Origin of the sequence: Pseudomonas sp. P179 (assembly GCF_000478485.2) — a bacterium.
Lineage (GTDB): Bacteria > Pseudomonadota > Gammaproteobacteria > Pseudomonadales > Pseudomonadaceae > Pseudomonas > Pseudomonas aeruginosa.
Genome location: NZ_KI517354.1, coordinates 1,019,836 through 1,036,549 on the forward strand (window position 1 = coordinate 1,019,836; position 16,714 = coordinate 1,036,549).

Consider the following 16,714-nt stretch of genomic DNA (forward strand, 5'->3'; position numbering starts at 1 on the left):
CCCGCCCTCAGTCCTCGCGCGGCGGCTCGCGCAACAACGGCGAACCGGCCGGCAAGTGCACGCGCAGCGCGCCCGGGGAAACCGAGAAACGCAGCTTGCGTCCTTCCAGCGGCTCGCCGTCGAGATTGACGTCGAGACCTTCCGCCGCCTCCACTTCCAGCCATGGCACCCGCGCGCGGACGAACAGGCTTTCCACTCCGTTGCCACCGCCGAGCAGGGTGCCCAGGGTACCGACCATGTCCTGCGGCGTCGGCAGGATGCTCACGTCCAGCAGGCCGTCGTCCACTCGCGCTTGCGGACACAGTACGTGCCCGCCGCCGGCCTGGCGCCCGTTACCGATGCCCAGGGCGAGGAACTCGCCTTCCCACTGGAAGTCCGGGGCGCTGAAACGGCCCTGGGCGGCATGCACTTCGGAAAAACGGGTCAACCCGGTCAACAGGTAGGCGGCACCGCCGAGAACCTTCTTCAGGTCCTCCGAGGTATTCGCGGTGACCTTCGAACCGAAGCCGCCAGTGGCCATGTTGAGGAACAGCTTGCCGTTCACCTCGCCCAGGTCGATCGGCCGCGCCGTCTGGTCGAGCAGCGCCAGCGCCGCGGCCGGTTCCAGGGGAATCCCGGCGGCGCGGGCGAAATCGTTGGCGGTGCCCAGCGGCAGGATCGCCAGGCTCGCCTCGCCTCGCCCGCGCGCCAGCGCTTCGGCTACCTCGCGCAGCGTGCCGTCGCCACCGCCCGCGACCAGCGTCGCATAGCCGGCCGCCAGCGCCTCCTCGACGATGCGCCGGGCGTCGCCGTCCTCCCAGGTTACCCGCACCGCCAGCTCCCGCCCGGCCTCGCGCTGTGCCGCGACCGCGGCACGAACCTCTTCGTTGCCCGCCTGCTTGCCGTGCAGGACCAGCAGAACCTTGTCCTTGTCCATCGAACCGAACCCCTCGTCGTGGCCTTGTCTTTGCCTATTGACCGCGTATCCGGGACGGAAGTGCGGCGCCCGGTTCAGGCAGGGTAGCCGGTAATCTCGCGAATGCTGCGGTAGAGCGGGCGCAACTGGCGATACATGCGCAGGTAGACCTCGCCATAGAGCCGCTGGTAGATCTGCCGGGCTTCCGCCTGGGGCAGGAAAACCCGGCCGACGCGGGTCATCCCGGCCACCGCGCTGGCGACGTCCGGATAGAGGCCGAGCCCCACCGCGCAGTCGATCGCCGCACCCAGGCCGGACGCCTCGTAGACATGCGGGCGCTCGGCCGGCAGGCCGAAGATGTCGGCGGTGAGCTGCATCGCCGCGTCGCTCTGCGAGCCGCCGCCGGCCACGCGCAGGCGCACGATCGGCGTGCCCGAACGCTTCTCGATGCGCTCCTTGCCCTGGCGCAGGGCATAGGCCAGGCCCTCGAGGATGGCCCGGTAGATGTGCGCCCGGGTATGCACGTCGCCGAAACCGATCATCGCCCCCTTGGCCTCCAGTCCCGGTTCGCGGACTCCCGGCGACCAGTAGGGTTGCAGGGTCAGGCCCATCGAGCCGGGCGGCACGCCGTTGACCAGTTCGTCGAACAGTTGCTCCGGCTCGACCCCCTGCTCGCGCGCCTGCTGCATCTCGCGCAAGCCGAACTCGCGCTTGAACCAGCTGACCATCCAGTAGCCGCGATAGATCATCACCTCGGTATTGAAATGATCGGGAATCGCCGCCGGATAGGGTGGAATCAGCGGCACGGTTTCCAGGTAGCGGGCGCGAGTGGTGTTGATGGTCGCCGTGGTGCCATAGGAGAGGCAGGCGATGGTGGGCTCCAGCGCACCTGCGCCGAGCACCTCGCAGGCCTTGTCGGCCCCCGCGGCGATCAACGGCAGGCCTTGCGGAATGCCGGTGTGCCGGCTGGCCTCGGCGCTGATCTGGCCGAGCCGCTCGCCCGGCTTGAACAGCTCCGGCAACTGCTCGCGGCGTACCGCCAGCGCCTGCCATTTCCAGTCGCGCGGCGCGGCCCAGCGCAGGCGCTTGTAGTCGAACGGCAGGTAGGCAACGCAGCACCCCACCGAGTCGACGAAACGGCCGGTCAGGCGGTGGCTGAGAAAGCCGGAAAGCAGCAACACCTTGTCGGTCTTCGCAGCGATCTCCGGCTGCTCCTGGGCCACCCAGTTGACCTCGGCCTGGGCGCGGAAATGCTCCACCGCGCCCTCGGCGCCGACCAGCTTGAACAGCCAGCCCCAAGGCCCCCTGATGCGCTCGCGGACCTCCGCCCGGCGCTGGTCGAGCCAGAGGATCGCCGGACGCAACGGCCTGCCCTCGGCATCGACGTGGATCACCGTGCCACGCTGGGTGGTCAGCGACACCCCGCGGATGAGCCCGCGATCGATGTCCACCTGGTCCCAGAGCCGCCGACAGGCCTCGCCGAGCATCGCCCAGTAGTACTCGGGGTCCTGTTCGGCCCAGCCCGGATGCTTCGAGTAGTAGGCCTCCAGCTCCACCTTGCCCTTGCCCAGCAGGTTGCCCTGCAGGTCGAACAGCAGGGCGCGCACGCTCTGGGTGCCATTGTCGATCGCCAGCAGATAGTTCTTGTCGTTCATCTCGTTCTCGTCTCGGCTGGTCAGACGGGCAGGCTGTAGTGCCGGCGCCAGAGGTCCAGATAGGCCTGTTGCTCACGTTCCCAGCGCGGGTCGTCCCAGCCCAGGCGCGCTTGGCAGAGCGCGCGGATACGCGGCAGGTATGCCGCGCCGCCTCCGGGCAACAGCAGGCCGAGGCGGGTGCGGCGCAACAGCAGGTCATCGAGATGCAGCACCATTTCCGCCTCGGCGGCGAACGCCAGTTCGGCCCAGAGCGTTTCGCTGGCACCCACGCAGTCCGTTCCGAAGGTGTCCACCAGCCGCTTGAGGCGGACCAGGTCGCGTCCGTAGCGACCGGCCAGGCGGCGTCGCTGGCCGCTGCCGAGCCCGTCGATGAGCGGGCCTTCGCAGGCGCCGAACACCGCCGCGCCATCGTCCGTGACCGTGCGCCCGAGCAGCGGCGCGCAGGCTTGTAGCACCTCCACCGCCAGCGGCCGGAAGGTGGTCAGCTTGCCGCCGGCCAGGGTCACGCAGCCCGGCTCGCGCCAGAGCACATGCTCGCGTTTCTCGTCGGAAGGCTTGCCGCTGTCGTCGCCGCTGCTGACCACCGGTCGCACGCCGGCCCAGGTCGACAGCACGTCGCGCGCCTCGATGGCAGCGGCGGGAAACTGCTGGGCGCAGGCCGCCAGCAGGTAGTCGAGTTCGGCGCGGCTGATCCGCGCGTCCTCCCCAAGGCCGTCGCGATGGTCGAGATCGGTGGTGCCGACCACCGTCGCGCCCTCCCAGGGGAACACGAACACCGGTCGCCGGTCCGTGGCGTGCATGAAGCTGAAGGCATGGGCCACCGGCAGGCGCCAGGCCGGCAGCAATAGATGGCTGCCGCGCAGCGGGCGGATGTGCTCGCTTCCGCCGGGCTGGCGCAACTCATCGGCCCAGGCCCCGGTGGCCAGCGCCAGGGCGCGGCAGCGAAAGTCGAAAAGCTCGCCGCTCTCGCGGTCCTCGGCGCGCAGGCCGACCACCTGGCCGCCCTCGCGCAGCAATTCGCGCACACGCATGCCGTTGAATGCCTCGCCGCCGTCGTGACGCGCCTCGGCCAGCACCCGCAGCACCAGGCGCGCATCGTCGGTCACCGCATCGAAGAATCGCGTGCCGCCGAGCAGCCGTTGTTCCTTCAGGCCCGGCGCCAGGTAGCGCAACGCGGCGGCGTCGTAGAAACGGTGGTTGCGCCGCCCGGCAAGGGCGTCGTACACGCTCAGCAGGCCGCCGAATAGCCGCGGGCCGGGAAAGCCGCCGCGGTAGTGGGCCATCACGAAGCTCAACGGCTCCACCAGCCCAGGCGCCTCGCCGAGCAGGCGCTGGCGCTCGCGCACCGAGTCGCGGGTCAGCCGCCACTGGCCCTTCGCGATGTAGCGCAGGCCGCCATGGACCATCTTCGACGAGCGGCTCGAGGTGCCCCAGGCGAAGTCCCGCTGCTCCAGCAGCAGGCAGCGCCAGCCGCGCCGCGCGGCTTCGCGGAGGATGCCGGCACCGCTGATGCCGCCGCCGACCACGATCAGGTCCCACTCCTGCCCCGCCAGCGCCGGCAGGCGGCGGCGACGCCACTCCTCGTTCCAGGCTGAAGTCATTCCGCTCAGTCCTGCAGCAGGGTGCCGCGGTTGAGCCGCCCGGCCGGGTCGAAGTGACCGGCCATGGCACGCAGCGCGGCGACGCCCAGTTCGCCCTTCTCGCGGGGCAGGTAGGGTGCGTGGTCCTTGCCGACGCCATGCTGGTGGCTGATGGTGCCGCGATTGTCGACGATCGCCTGGCTGGCCGCATGCTTGAGACGCTTCCAGCGCTGCAGCGTCGCCGCATAGCTCGCGGCCGGACGGAACACGTAGGTGGTATAGATGCTCGACCCCTCGCCATAGACATGCGAGAGGTGGGTGAACACATGGACCCTCTCGCCCTCGGCGGCCAGGCCGTCGCGCAGGCTGGCCTCGATCTTCTGCAGCAGGCCGTCGACGTTGCTCCAGTCGGTGGCGGTCTCCAGGGTGTCCACGGCGTAGCCCGCCTGCCACAGGGCCTCGCGCAGGTAGGGGAAGCGGAAGCGGTTCTGCGCCCACTTGCGCCCCAGCAGGGTGCCGGTGAAGACCCCGCCGAAGCGTTTCAGCAAGGCCTTCGCCTGGCTCAGCGACAATCCGTTCTGCCGACGGTTGCCGGTCACGCCGAAGGTCAGCATGCACTTGCCCTCGCCCGCGCCGCGCAGTGCCAGGTATTTCTCCAGCCAGGCGATCTGTCCGGGATGGCCGGCCAGGGCCAGCTGGGTCATGGTTTCCACGGCGTTGGACAGGCGCAGCATCGACAGCGGCACGCGCGCCTGGGCCAGCTCGCGGGTGGCTTGCAGAGCCTGCTGCCAGTTCGGCAGGAAGACGCTGTAGAAGCGCTCGTCCTCGGCCAGCGGCGAGACCCGCACCTTCACCGAGGAAATGATCCCGAAGCGTCCCTCAGAGCCCAGCACCAGTTCGCGCAGGTCCGGTCCCGCCGCGGATGCCGGGAAGGTAGCGATTTCAAGCGGCCCGGCGAAGGTCTCCAGGGTCCCGCCGGCGAAAAGTTGTTCGATCCGCCCGTAGCGCAGCGACTGCTGGCCACTGGAGCGGCTGGCGACCCAGCCACCGAGGGTCGACAACTCCCAGGACTGCGGGAAATGCCCGAGCGTGTAGCCCAGCGCACGCAACTGGCTCTCCACCTGCGGGCCGGCGGCGCCGGGGCCGAAGGTCGCGACCAGGCTCTCGCGGTCCAGATCGATCAGGCGGTTCATGCGCTCCAGCGAGACCGTCAGTACCGGCCGCCGCGAGGCTTGCGGATTGATATGGCCGGCCACGGAAGTACCGCCGCCATAGGGAATCAGTTGCAGGTCGCGGGAGTCGGCCAGGGCCAGCAACTCGCGGATCTGTTCGGCGGTTTCCGGATAGGCCACGGCGTCCGGGTAGACGCCGAAGTCGCCCTCGCGCATCGCCAGCCAGTCCGGCAGGCTCTGCCCGCGGGCATGCAGCAGACGCTCACGGGGGTCGATGCTGTAGCGCGGATCGGCCTCCAGGCGCGACGCCGGGACCTTCGCCAGCGCCGCCTCCAGGCTGGCGTCCGGCAAGCGTGCGCCCTGCCCGACCAGTTCCGCCAGGAACCCACGGGCGCTGTCCGGCAATTCGACCACGGTGCTTTCTTCGCCCCAGCCATTCCAACGGCGCATGAACCTCTCCCCTCGCTTGTCGCGGCAACCTGTTTATCGGAACCTTTCTGGCTGCCTATACTAGCCAGCCGCCCTCGCCTGTCACTGTCGGATCGAGACACTCCCTGTGACCGATCAAGACAGCCGGCACGCACGCCGGACGGCCTGTTCCACCCGCCACGACAAGAACAACGACCATGCAGACCCTTGGCTCCACCTCGGTTCCGGCCCTGCTGAAATACCTGCGCCATGCCGAACGGCTCGGCCTGGACATCGCCCCTGCCCTGGCCGCCGCCGGCCTCCAGGCCGACCAGCTCAACGACAATCGCCAGCGCCTGCCGGGCGAAGCCCACGAGCGCCTGCTCGGCTATTTCTGCGAGCATTCCGGCGATCCCCTGTTCGGCCTGCATTCGGCGCGTTTCGTCCAGCCCGGCTCCTGGAGCGTGCTCGGCTACATCGCGATGAACTGCGCCACCCTGGGCGAGGCCATGAGCCGCATCACGCCCTACGAGAAGCTGGTCGGCGACATGGGCACCAGCCGCATCGAGGCGGCCGGCGGGCAGGTCCGGCTGATCTGGAACTGCCGCCACCAGACACCCCTGGTACGGCGCCACATGGTCGAGCACGTCCTGGCTTCCTGGGTCCTCTACGCGCGCTGGATCGCCGACCTGGAAGGTTCGCCGGACGAGGTCTGGCTGGAACACGACCTGCCGGACGGAACCCGCGTGGAAGACTACGAGACCTTCTTCGGCTGTCCGGTGCGCTTCGCCCAACCCTGTTCGGCGCTGCTGGTACCGCTGGACTACCTGGCGCTGCCGCTGCGCCAGGCCGACGCGACGCTGCTGCGCACCCTGGAGGAACATGCCCTGGCGCTGATGGCCGAGCTGGACGATGACGAACCGCTGCCGCTGCGGGTGAAGAACGCCCTGCGCCAGCTACTCAAGGACGGCCTGCCGCGCAAGGAACGGGTGGCGGAGAAGTTCGGCATGACCGTACGCACCCTGCAACGCCACCTGCAGCAAGCCGGCAGCAGCTACCAGCAGACCCTCGACGAACTGCGCCGCGAACTGGCCGAGCACTACCTGCTGCATAGCGAGCTGCCGATCCAGGACATCGCCCAGTACCTGGGCTTTACCGAGTCGCGCTCGTTCCATCGCAGTTTCAAGGGTTGGACCGGGCAGACGCCCGGCGAGTACCGGCAACGGCGCAAGGAGCCGGCGGCGCAATGAGAACGGCGGCCATCCGGCCACCGTCGGCTCAGTCGAGCAGTTCGCTCAGCGGAATGAACGCCACACCCTCGCCTTCCACGAGGGTACGTCCCTCGCGGACCTCCACCAGCCCCTCGGCCCAGGAAGCGCTGCGCAGTACCCCGGAACTCTGGTTCGGATAGAGCACCGCGCGGCCCTGCTCCAGGCGACCACGCAGGTACTCGCGACGCTGCCCCGCCTTGGTCCAGGCAAAGCCGGCCGGTACCTCCACCCGCAGCGGCGCGACCTGCGCCACACCAAGCCGGCGCAGCAGGTAGGGACGCGCCAGCAGGGCGAAGGTGACCAGGGTCGAAGCCGGATTGCCCGGCAGGCCGATCACCGGGATGCCCTGGAACTGGCCGACGGTCAGCGGCTTGCCGGGTTTTATCGCCAGCTTCCAGAGGGTCAGCTCGCCGGCTTCGCGCAGCGCCATGCCGAGGAAGTCGGCCTCGCCCACCGATACGCCGCCAGTGGACAGGATAAGGTCCACCCCGGCCAACCCGGCCAGGCGCTCGCGGGTACGTGCCAGGTCGTCGGGAAGGATGCCGGCGTCGAGCACGTCGCAGCCCAGGCGTTGCAGCCAATCCTTGAGCAACGGACGGTTGCTGTTGTAGATCTGCCCGGCCTGCAGCGGCTGGCCCGCCTCGACCAGCTCGTCGCCGGTGGACAGCAGCGCCACCCGCGGCTTGCGTCGCACCTCCAGGGCCGCGTAGCCGAGCGAAGCCGCCAACCCCAGTTCGATGGAGCGCAGGCGCGTGCCGGCCGGCAGGACCAGGTCGCCCTGGCGGATTTCCTGGCCACGCGGGCGCACATGCTGGCCCACGCGCAACGGCTGGGTGAAGCGCACGCGGCCATCGTCGAGCGCTTCGGCGTTTTCCTGCATCTCTACCAGATCGGCGCCTTCGGGCAGCGGCGCACCGGTGAAGATCCGCGCACAGGTATCCGCTTGCAGCGGCTTCGGCGCCTGTCCGGCAAAGATCTTCTGGCTGACCGGCAGTGGCTCGCCGTTCCAGTCGGCGAGGCGCAAGGCGTAGCCGTCCATGGCGCTGTTCGGCCACGGCGGCAGGTCCAGGCCGGCCAGCAGGTCGACCGCCAGCACGCGGCCGCCAGCCTGCTCCAGGGGCACCTGCTCACACGTATCGATAGGCGTTTGCGCGGCCAGTTCGAGGAGCCGTTCCAGCGCCGTCTCGACCGGCATCAGCCCCGGCTGTTCGCAGCAGCCGCTCACCCGCGGCTCTCGCAGGGCGCCGCCTGTTTCAGGTGCGGGACGAAGTTGCACGGGCGATGACGGGCGTCCAGTTGCTCGACGAGGATGCCTTCCCAGGCAGTGCGGCAGGCGTTGGTTGAGCCCGGCAGGCAGCAGACCAGGGTGCCGTTGGAAAGCCCGGCCAGGGCCCGCGACTGGATGGTGGAGGTACCGATGTCGGCCAGCGAAATCTGCCGGAACAGCTCGCCGAAGCCGTCCACCTGCTTGTCCAGCAGGCAGGCCACCGCTTCCGGGGTGCTGTCGCGGCCGGTGAAACCGGTGCCGCCGGTGATCAGCACGACCTGCACGCTATCCTCGGCGATCCAGGTCGCGACCTGTGCGCGGATCCGGTACAGGTCATCCTTCAGCAGCACGCGAGCGGCCAGGTTGTGCCCGGCCTCGGTCAGGCGGTCGACGAACAACTGGCCTGAAGTATCGGTTTCCAGGGTACGGGTATCGCTGACGGTCAGGACGGCGATGTTCAACGGCACGAATGCCGTTTCGGCCTTGTGGCTCATGGGGTTGGCCCTTGCTTGTGGACGTGATCGCGGTGTTATATCACAGGCCCGACACGGAGACCCCAGATGCCCGATAGCGCCCTGCCCCCCTGCTCCATCCTTCTCCTGGCGGGAGGCCGCGGCCAGCGCATGGGCGGTCGCGACAAGGGCCTGATCGAGTGGCAGGACCTGCCCCTGATCGCCCACCTGCATCGCCTGGTGCGCCCGCTCACCGATGACCTGATCGTCTCCTGCAACCGCAACCAGGAACGCTATCTGGCCTATGCCGACCGCCTGGTGAGCGACGACAGCCGAGACTTCCCCGGCCCGCTCGCCGGCATCCGCGCCGGCCTGGCGGTGGCCCGGCATCCCTGGCTGCTGGTGCTGCCCTGCGACGCGCCGCGCATCGACCGCGCCTTGCTGGAAACCCTGCTGCAGGCCGCCGGCCGCACACCGGCGCGCCCCTGGATGCTGCGCTGCGGCGGCCAGTGGGAACCGCTGTTCAGCCTGATCCCGACGCACCTGGCCGAAGAGATAGAACACGCCTGGCGCCAGGGCGACCGTAGCCCACGCCACGTCCTGTTGCCGCTTGGCGCGGAGGCCATCGAGTTGGCCGCGGGCGATCCGCGGCTGGCCAACCTGAACACCCCCGAGCTGTTGGCTAATCACCGCGAACTGAAGTAAAACGGAAGGGACGTCGAGTCGAATTTTCTCGAAGGTGGGGGGAACACTCGTTTTTAGGGGGGAACTCTTCCTAGAACTCGTCTGTCAGAAACTCGTAACTTCAAAGTCTGACCGCACAGGAGAACTGCGCAATGATCAAGCGGATGCTACCCGCCCTCCTCCTCGCCGTAGGCCTCGGCGCCCTCGCGGGTTGTTCCAGCCCTACCGTGATCACCCTCAACGACGGACGTGAAATCCAGGCCGTAGACACCCCTTCCTATGACGAGGATTCCGGCTTCTACGAGTTCGAACAGCTCGACGGCAAGCGCGCCCGCGTGAACAAGGACCAGGTCCGCACCGTCAAGGAACTCTGATACCGTCGCGTAACAGGTTTTCCTGAAGACCCCGTCGACTCGAACGAGCGACGGGGTCTTTGCTTTTTCGCCCGGGGAAACCGGGGCTCGAAAAAAAATTCATCTAACCCCTTGTGTACCAAAACTTTTTCTGTAGAATGCGCCCCAACAAAACGGAGCGTAGCGCAGCTTGGTAGCGCGTCTCGTTCGGGACGAGAAGGTCGCTGGTTCGAATCCAGTCGCTCCGACCATATCCCGAAAAACCCGCCTCAACGGCGGGTTTTTTATTGCCTGCGATTCGGCCTTTCTCACAGGGTACGCAGGTAGGCCACCAGGTCGCCCTTCTCTTCCGCGGACAGCTTGCGCTCCAGCACCAGGTTGAAGAACTCCACGGTGTCCTCCAGGGTCAGCAGGCGGTCGTCGTGCAGGTACGGCGGCGAATCCTTGATCCCGCGCAACGGGAAGGTCTTGATCGGCCCGTCGGCGGACGCCATCACGCCATTGACCAGTTTCGGATCGTAGAAGCGCTCCACCTTCAGGTTGTGCATCAGGTTGTCGGTGAAGTAAGGCGGCGCATGGCACCCGGCGCAGGCCGCCTTGCCGTAGAACAGCTTTTCGCCACGCAATTCCTGCTCGCTGGCCTTGCCCGGATCGAGCCGCCCCTCCACATCCAGCTTCGGTGCCGGGGGGAAGTCCAGCAGCGCCTGGAACTCACCCATGAAATGCACCTGACTGCCACGCTCGAGCACGTTCACCCCCTTCTTGGTGGCGATTACCGGATCACCGTCGAAGTAGGCGGCGCGCTGCTCGAACTCGGTGAAGTCCTCGACGGTCTTCAGCGCCCTCTGCGAGCCGAACAACCGCTGGATGTTCACCCCGCGCAGCGTCGGCGTGTCGATGCGGTGGCGGAACGGCTGCGGGCGCACATCGCCGGCCAGGTGGGTAGCGGCATTGGTGTGGCCGTTCGCATGGCAGTCGAAGCAGGCTACGCCGCGGCTCGGATGCTCGCTACGGCGATCGTCGGTGAGGTTGAACTGCTGCTGCGGAAAGGCCGTTAGCAGCAGGCGCAGCCCTTCCAGCTGCTTGGGATTGAGAATCCCGTTGAACAACTCGAAATAGTTGTCGATGGTCACCAGCTTGCCCTTGGACACATCGCCCAGGTCAGGCCGGGTGGTAAGGAACATCGGTGCCGGGAATTCCGGCAGGAAGTGGTCCGGCAGGTCGTAGTCGAGGTCGAAACGAGTCAGATCGCGGCTTTCCTGGCGCTTGATCTCGTCGATGAGGAACTTGGGAAAGACCATCCCGCCTTCGGCATGGTTAGGGTGCGGCAGCGGCAGGAAGCCACCGGGGAACAGCCCCTGCTTGCGGATTTCCTCGGGGCTCAGCCTGGCCAGTTCCTCCCAGCTGGTGCCGGCCGGCAGCTTCACCCGGATCCCTTCCTGCAGCGGCTTGCCGCGCGTCATGCTGGCGCCCTTGGCCGGCCTGTCGCTGAGATCGTAACGCTGCTCGAGAAGCGTCTTGTGGGCCTGTTCGATCGACGGTTTGTTCGCCGTCATGCGCTTCATGATGGTGGCGAAGTCCTCATTGATCACCACCGGCGAATAGCTGGAAGTCTTGCTTGGCTGCTCATCCCCCGCGACCACGGCGGATTGCAGCCCCAAGGCGAGCGGCATGACCCAGAGGGCATGGCGCGTCCAGGCGGGCGTTTTCATCAGGCGTCCTCTTTCGTTATGAGGAAACGCCGAGCCTCGTCGTCCCGACCCCCACACCCCGGCGGTCCGCGACAGCGGACCGAACGACCTGCGACGCGTCCTGCGCCACGCGGGTTCCCGGCTGTTTCCAGTCAGTCCTGAAGGGAACTCAGGGTTTATCCATCGCCCTTAGGCCTAGCCGAACGCAGCCTGCCGAGCCAATAGACTCAGGCTATGAAAACCATTGAGAAACGCCTATGCATCGCTTCGCCAGCATCGCCGAAGCCAGGCACCGCGCGGCATGGGGGAAGGAAGCGGAACGCAGTCCGGTTTGCGCATAGAGCGCGGGGTTACCAGCGGTGCCGCGCTTAGCGCGAATGAATAGGCATCAGCAGCTGAGGAAGGCTGCGACCTGCTCGGCCTCGAACGGCCAGTTCAGCTCGGCGCCATTGTCGCAGCGGCGCAGCACCGGGATCCGCAGGCCATAGTGCTCGACCCAGGCTTCGTCGTCGGCGATGTCCACCAGTTCGACCAGCAGGCCATGTTCGACGAAGGGCATCAGCACCGCCTCCGCGACTTCGCAGAGGTGGCAACCGAGGGTTCCGAAGAGTTGGCATTCCGGGGGCATCGAAAGGACCTGTGCAGTGTTTCGCGGCGATGGTAGCACCCGCGCTCAGATGCCAGCGACCTGCAACAGACTTTCGGCCGCCTGCCGGGCCTCGCGAGCCTGATCCGCCGGCCCATGGATGTGCGCCATCACCAGGGCGCCCTCCATTAGGTATTGCAACTGCCGCGCAAGCAGTGCCGCCGAACGCGCGCCCAGGCGCTCCAGCTGGCGCTGGAAATAGGCTTCAACGAAGGCCTTTTGCTCGGCCGCCTGGCGATGGATCGGATGCGAGCGCTCATGGAACTCGGCGGCGGCATGGATGAAGGCACAGCCACGGAACGCCTCGTCCTGGAGGAACTCCTGCAGACCATCGAACACCGCCAGGATCGCCGCTCGCGGCTGCAACCGTGCCTCGGCTTCGAGCATGCGTTCGGCGGTGCGCTGCCGACGCACCTCCAGGGCGGCCATGATCAGTTCGTCCTTCGAGCGAAAGTGCTTGTACAGCGTCATCTTCGCCACCCCGGATTCGGCCAGGATGCGGTCGATGCCGGTGGCGTGGTAACCCTCGCGATAGAACAGGTCGACGGCGGTGCTGAGCAGTTGCTCGCGTTTGCGGGATGTCATGGAAAGCCTCCTGAGCGGCCCATTATGCGCGACCCTGCCGCCCCCTTGAACCGCTCTGCGTCGCTCCCCGGACGAATACCGACGGAAAAAGGCGAACGCGCGCCTTGAAATATACAGACCTGTCTGTCTAATATCCAGGCACCAATACCCGCCTGGAACCCTCAGATGAAACTCCATGACCTGGATCTCTCCGGCAACGCCTACAAGGTCCGCCTGTTCCTCTCCCTCATCGGCCGCGAGGCGACGCTGCGGCCGGTCGATTTCCTCAACCGCGAGCACAAGACCCAGGCCTTCCTCCGCATGAATCCCCGCGGACAGATCCCGGTGCTGGAAGACGGCGAGCTGCAACTGGGCGACTCCCACGCCATTCTCGTCTATCTGGCACGACGCCATGCCGGTCCCGAGTGGTATCCGCTCGACCCCGTCAGCCAGGGCCGCATCGCCTACTGGCTCAGCTATTCGGCCAACGAGGTGCAGAACGGCCCGGCCAGCGCCCGGCTGATCACTCGCTTCAACCTGCCGCTGGATCGCGAGCAAACCCACCAGCGAGGCCTGGAAGTGCTGCGCCTGGTCGACCGGCACCTGGCCGAGCATCGCTGGCTGGCCCAGGGCGAACAGCCGAGCATCGCCGACGTGGCCCTCTACCCCTACCTGGCCCTCGCCCCCGAAGGCGGCCTGGCGCTGGACCACTACCCGGCGCTGAACGCCTGGATCGCCCGCATCCGCGCGCTGCCCGGCTACATCCCGATGCCCGGCCTGTAGCTCGGCAGGAGGCAGCATGAGCCAGGAACAGAGTCCCTTCCACACCGGCGAACTGGCGATCCAGGAACGCGCCGGCGTTCGCGAACAGGTCGCCGGCTTCGGCAGCCGCGCGATCCGCACCTTCATGCCGGACCAGCACCGGGAGTTCTTCTCCCTGCTATCGCTGTTGCTGGTGGGCAGCCTCGACGCCGACGGCTACCCCAGCGCCTCGGTGCTCTGGGGCCCCCCCGGCTTCGCCCGTTCGCCGGAACCGACCCGCCTGCGCATCGACAACCTGCCGCAAGCGGACGATCCGCTGGCGGCCAATCTCGAGGCTGGCACCCGCCTCGGCATCCTCGGCCTGGAATGGCCGACCCGCCGCCGCAACCGCATGAATGGACGGGTCCTGGCGCGGGACGGAAAGGGTTTCACGGTCGGCGTCGAGCAATCCTTCGGAAACTGTCCCAAGTACATCCAGGCGCGCAGCCATCAGCCCGTCTCCAGGATCGCAAGTCCCGCATTGCAGGGCGAAGGACTCGATCCACGCTGGCTGTCGCTGGTCTCGCGCAGCGATACGCTGTTCATCGCCAGCCAGCATGCCGACCCGCTCAGAGGCGGCGTCGACGTCTCCCATCGGGGCGGGCCGCCGGGCTTTCTCCGGCTCGGCGCGGATGGCCGCCTGTGGTTGCCCGACTATGCCGGCAACCGCCTGTTCAATACCCTCGGCAACCTGCTCCAGGATCCTCGCTGCGGCCTCCTGTTCATCGATTTCGACAATGGCGACCTGCTGCACCTGCACGCCGAGGCCGAGCTGTTCTGGCCGGGTTCGCAGCCATCCATCCCCTGGCCCGCCGGCGCCGAGCGCCTGCTGGCGTTGCGCCCCGCAGGCTGGCGCTGGCGGCGCGGCCGCCTGCCGCTGGCATTCGGCGAGCCCCAGCCATCCCCTTTTCTTCCTGCCGGTGAATCTTGATGCCTTTCCTGTATCGCCTTGCCTCGTTGTTGATCGCCCTCCTCGTCCTGCCGGTGCAGGCGGCGGAAATGCGAGTCGCCCTGTTGCGCACCTCGGGAGTGGAAACCCTCGATGCGCTCACCGTCGACGGCGGCTCCTGGGTGCGCCGGGTGCCGCTCAGCCATACCGCGGTGCTGATCGAGCACCACGCCGCCACCCTGCTCTTCGACACTGGCCTGGGGCGCGACATCGACGCCCAGTTCCGCGCCGACATGCCTTGGTGGGCAGCGCCGCTGTTCGCTTACCAGAAAGTCGTCCCGGCGCGCGACCAACTGGACGCAGCCGGTATTCGCGTCGATCGCATCCTGCTGTCCCACGCACACTGGGATCACGCCTCGGGCCTGGTCGACTTCCCCGAAGTACCGGTCTGGGCACCCTACGAGGAGATCGCCTTCAGCCGCATCGCCACCCCGCCGGCCGCCTTCCCCAGCCAATTCCGCCATGGCGTGCGCTGGCGACCTTACAGCTTCGATCCGCGGCCGTTCATGGGCTTCGACGAAAGCCTCGACCTGTTTGGCGACGGCCGCCTGGTGCTGGTCCCCCTGCCCGGCCATACGCCCGGCTCGGTCGGTCTGTTCGTCACCCTCGACAGCGGGCGCCGGCTGTTCTTCAGCGGCGACACCAGTTGGCGACTCGAAGGCGTCGAAGGCCCACGGCAGAAATTCTTCGCCGGCCGCGCCCTGGTCGATCGCGATCCCGCGCGCACCCTCGCGCAACTGGCGAAGATCCGCCTGCTGCTCCGCAGCGACCCGCGCCTGAGCGTGATTCCGGCGCACGATGCGCGGGTCCAGGCCGCCCTGGGCTACTTTCCGCACTGGCTGGAATAGCGGGAAAGCCCGTCCTAGACAGGGTTCGTGCCAATTCGCGGCCACCCTCGACTAATGTCTAACAGTGGCCGTCTTCCTGTAGTGCTTAAGTAACCGGGCTGTCACAGGCCGACGTGGCGTCACGCCGCCGCCATCGGCCTGCCCCAAGCGCTCGAGGAGACAATAACAATGAGCATGACCCCGATCGCCCGTGCCGTGGCTTTTGCCGCGCTGGGTTCCAGCATTACCGTCCCAACCCTGGCCCATGCCGAGTTCATCAAGGACAGCAAGGCCAGCATCGAACTCCGCAACTTCTACTTCAACCGTGATTTCCGCCAGGAAGGCGCCAGCCAGTCCAAGGCCGAGGAATGGGCTCAGGGCTTCCTCCTGCGCTACGAGTCCGGCTACACCGAGGGCACCATCGGTTTCGGCGTCGACGCCATCGGCCTGCTCGGGGTGAAGCTCGACTCCAGCCCCGACCGCAGCGGCACCGGCCTGCTCAAGCGCGACCGCGAGACCGGCCGCGCCCAGGACGACTATGGCGAGGCAGGGATCACCGCCAAGCTGCGGGCGTCGAAGAGCACCCTGAAGATCGGCACCCTGACCCCCAAGCTGCCGGTGATCATGCCCAACGACAGCCGCCTGCTGCCACAGACCTTCCAGGGCGGCGCGCTGAACTCCATGGAGATCGACGGCCTGACCCTCGACGCCGGGCGCCTGAAGAAGGTCAACCAGCGCGACTCCTCGGACAACGAGGACATGACCATCACCGGTGGCGGCAAGCGCAACATCGTGGTCCGTTCCGGGCTGACTTCGGACAAGTTCGACTTCGCCGGCGGCAGCTACAAGTGGACCGACAACCTCAGCACCAGCTACCACTACGGCAAGCTCGACAACTTCTACAAGCAGCATTACCTCGGCCTGGTGCACACCCTGCCGATCGCCGACAAGCAGTCGCTGAAATCCGACATCCGCTGGGCGCGCTCCACCGACGACGGTTCCAGCAACGTCGACAACAAGGCGCTCAACGCCATGTTCACCTACAGCCTCGGCTACCACGCCTTCGGCGTCGGCTACCAGAAGATGAGCGGCGACACCGGCTTCGCCTACATCAACGGCGCCGACCCCTACCTGGTGAACTTCATCCAGATCGGCGACTTCGCCAACAAGGACGAGAAATCCTGGCAGGCGCGCTACGACTACAACTTCGCCGGCGTCGGCATTCCCGGCCTGACCTTCATGACCCGCTACGTCAAGGGCGACAACATCGACCTGCTGACCACCTCGGGCGAAGGCAAGGAATGGGAACGCGACATGGACATCGCCTACGTGTTCCAGAGCGGCCCGTTGAAGAACCTCGGGGTGAAGTGGCGCAACGCGACCATGCGCACCAACTACACCAACGACTACGACGAAAATCGCCTGATCGTCAGCTACACGCTGCCGCTCTGGTAACGGCAGGCCCCGCGGATAGCCGCGCTACGGCCATCCGCCCCTCC

16 protein-coding genes and 1 tRNA gene are annotated in these 16,714 nt (G+C 67.3%); 8 read left to right on the forward strand and 9 right to left on the reverse strand.

Annotated elements, in window-relative coordinates; translation table 11 throughout:
• Nucleotides 1–7: 7 nt before the first annotated feature.
• The 4 genes from yegS to HMPREF1224_RS17430 all read right to left on the reverse strand — a co-directional run bounded on the left by yegS (nt 8) and on the right by HMPREF1224_RS17430 (nt 5,752).
• Nucleotides 8–916 carry a lipid kinase YegS gene (gene yegS, locus HMPREF1224_RS17415; protein WP_003091230.1) on the reverse strand — a complete coding sequence of 303 codons (909 nt, stop codon included), beginning with the start codon at nt 914–916 and terminating at the stop codon, nt 8–10.
• A gap of 74 nt (nt 917–990) precedes the next feature.
• On the reverse strand, nt 991–2,550 hold the full coding sequence (locus tag HMPREF1224_RS17420) for an FGGY-family carbohydrate kinase (protein ID WP_010793204.1): 1,560 nt from the start codon (nt 2,548–2,550) through the stop codon (nt 991–993).
• Between the two features lie 20 nt (nt 2,551–2,570).
• Complete coding sequence (locus HMPREF1224_RS17425; protein WP_010793205.1) at nt 2,571–4,151, reverse strand: glycerol-3-phosphate dehydrogenase/oxidase; 1,581 nt, start codon at nt 4,149–4,151, stop codon at nt 2,571–2,573.
• A 5-nt stretch (nt 4,152–4,156) separates the two neighbouring features.
• Nucleotides 4,157–5,752: an FAD-binding oxidoreductase gene (locus HMPREF1224_RS17430; RefSeq protein ID WP_010793206.1), complete on the reverse strand. Its 1,596-nt coding sequence runs from the start codon at nt 5,750–5,752 to the stop codon at nt 4,157–4,159.
• A gap of 176 nt (nt 5,753–5,928) precedes the next feature.
• Between HMPREF1224_RS17430 and HMPREF1224_RS17435 the strand changes: the two genes are divergently transcribed.
• A complete protein-coding gene (locus tag HMPREF1224_RS17435) occupies nt 5,929–6,960 on the forward strand; it encodes an AraC family transcriptional regulator GliR (RefSeq protein WP_003116474.1) in 1,032 nt (343 codons plus the stop codon).
• A 28-nt stretch (nt 6,961–6,988) separates the two neighbouring features.
• Here HMPREF1224_RS17435 and glp read toward each other — a convergent pair whose 3' ends face one another.
• Nucleotides 6,989–8,206 carry a molybdopterin molybdotransferase MoeA gene (gene glp / locus HMPREF1224_RS17440; RefSeq protein WP_003116473.1) on the reverse strand — a complete coding sequence of 406 codons (1,218 nt, stop codon included), beginning with the start codon at nt 8,204–8,206 and terminating at the stop codon, nt 6,989–6,991.
• Nucleotides 8,203–8,742: a molybdenum cofactor biosynthesis protein B gene (moaB, locus tag HMPREF1224_RS17445; RefSeq protein ID WP_003091240.1), complete on the reverse strand. Its 540-nt coding sequence runs from the start codon at nt 8,740–8,742 to the stop codon at nt 8,203–8,205. Before moaB ends, glp begins: the two co-directional genes overlap by 4 nt.
• Before the next feature lie 66 nt (nt 8,743–8,808).
• Here moaB and mobA point away from each other — a divergent pair, with 66 nt between their 5' ends.
• The 3 genes from mobA to HMPREF1224_RS17460 all read left to right on the forward strand — a co-directional run bounded on the left by mobA (nt 8,809) and on the right by HMPREF1224_RS17460 (nt 9,988).
• Complete coding sequence (mobA, locus tag HMPREF1224_RS17450) at nt 8,809–9,405, forward strand: molybdenum cofactor guanylyltransferase MobA (protein ID WP_010793207.1); 597 nt, start codon at nt 8,809–8,811, stop codon at nt 9,403–9,405.
• A gap of 131 nt (nt 9,406–9,536) precedes the next feature.
• Nucleotides 9,537–9,758, forward strand: a complete 222-nt coding sequence (locus HMPREF1224_RS17455; RefSeq protein ID WP_003091247.1) for a YgdI/YgdR family lipoprotein — start codon at nt 9,537–9,539, stop codon at nt 9,756–9,758.
• A 153-nt stretch (nt 9,759–9,911) separates the two neighbouring features.
• Nucleotides 9,912–9,988, forward strand: a tRNA-Pro gene (locus HMPREF1224_RS17460).
• A 57-nt stretch (nt 9,989–10,045) separates the two neighbouring features.
• On the opposite strand, the gene HMPREF1224_RS17465 is transcribed toward HMPREF1224_RS17460, so the two are convergent.
• From HMPREF1224_RS17465 to HMPREF1224_RS17475, 3 genes are all read right to left on the reverse strand, one after another.
• Nucleotides 10,046–11,449 carry a cytochrome C Snr1 gene (locus tag HMPREF1224_RS17465; protein WP_003103259.1) on the reverse strand — a complete coding sequence of 468 codons (1,404 nt, stop codon included), beginning with the start codon at nt 11,447–11,449 and terminating at the stop codon, nt 10,046–10,048.
• 367 nt (nt 11,450–11,816) lie between these two features.
• Complete coding sequence (locus HMPREF1224_RS17470; protein WP_003113967.1) at nt 11,817–12,056, reverse strand: glutaredoxin family protein; 240 nt, start codon at nt 12,054–12,056, stop codon at nt 11,817–11,819.
• Between the two features lie 45 nt (nt 12,057–12,101).
• Nucleotides 12,102–12,659: a TetR/AcrR family transcriptional regulator gene (locus HMPREF1224_RS17475; RefSeq protein WP_003103255.1), complete on the reverse strand. Its 558-nt coding sequence runs from the start codon at nt 12,657–12,659 to the stop codon at nt 12,102–12,104.
• 165 nt (nt 12,660–12,824) lie between these two features.
• Here HMPREF1224_RS17475 and HMPREF1224_RS17480 point away from each other — a divergent pair, with 165 nt between their 5' ends.
• The 4 genes from HMPREF1224_RS17480 (at nt 12,825) to opdQ (ending at nt 16,670) form a co-directional block, all read left to right on the forward strand.
• Nucleotides 12,825–13,421, forward strand: coding sequence for a glutathione S-transferase family protein (locus HMPREF1224_RS17480; protein ID WP_003116471.1), 597 nt, complete (start codon nt 12,825–12,827; stop codon nt 13,419–13,421).
• 16 nt (nt 13,422–13,437) lie between these two features.
• Nucleotides 13,438–14,370 (forward strand): pyridoxamine 5'-phosphate oxidase family protein, encoded by a 933-nt coding sequence (locus tag HMPREF1224_RS17485; RefSeq protein ID WP_003119784.1) that lies wholly within the window; start codon nt 13,438–13,440, stop codon nt 14,368–14,370.
• Nucleotides 14,370–15,236: an MBL fold metallo-hydrolase gene (locus HMPREF1224_RS17490; protein ID WP_003116469.1), complete on the forward strand. Its 867-nt coding sequence runs from the start codon at nt 14,370–14,372 to the stop codon at nt 15,234–15,236. Before HMPREF1224_RS17485 ends, HMPREF1224_RS17490 begins: the two co-directional genes overlap by 1 nt.
• A gap of 168 nt (nt 15,237–15,404) precedes the next feature.
• Nucleotides 15,405–16,670 carry a porin OpdQ gene (gene opdQ / locus HMPREF1224_RS17495; RefSeq protein WP_003091257.1) on the forward strand — a complete coding sequence of 422 codons (1,266 nt, stop codon included), beginning with the start codon at nt 15,405–15,407 and terminating at the stop codon, nt 16,668–16,670.
• Nucleotides 16,671–16,714 lie beyond the last annotated feature (44 nt).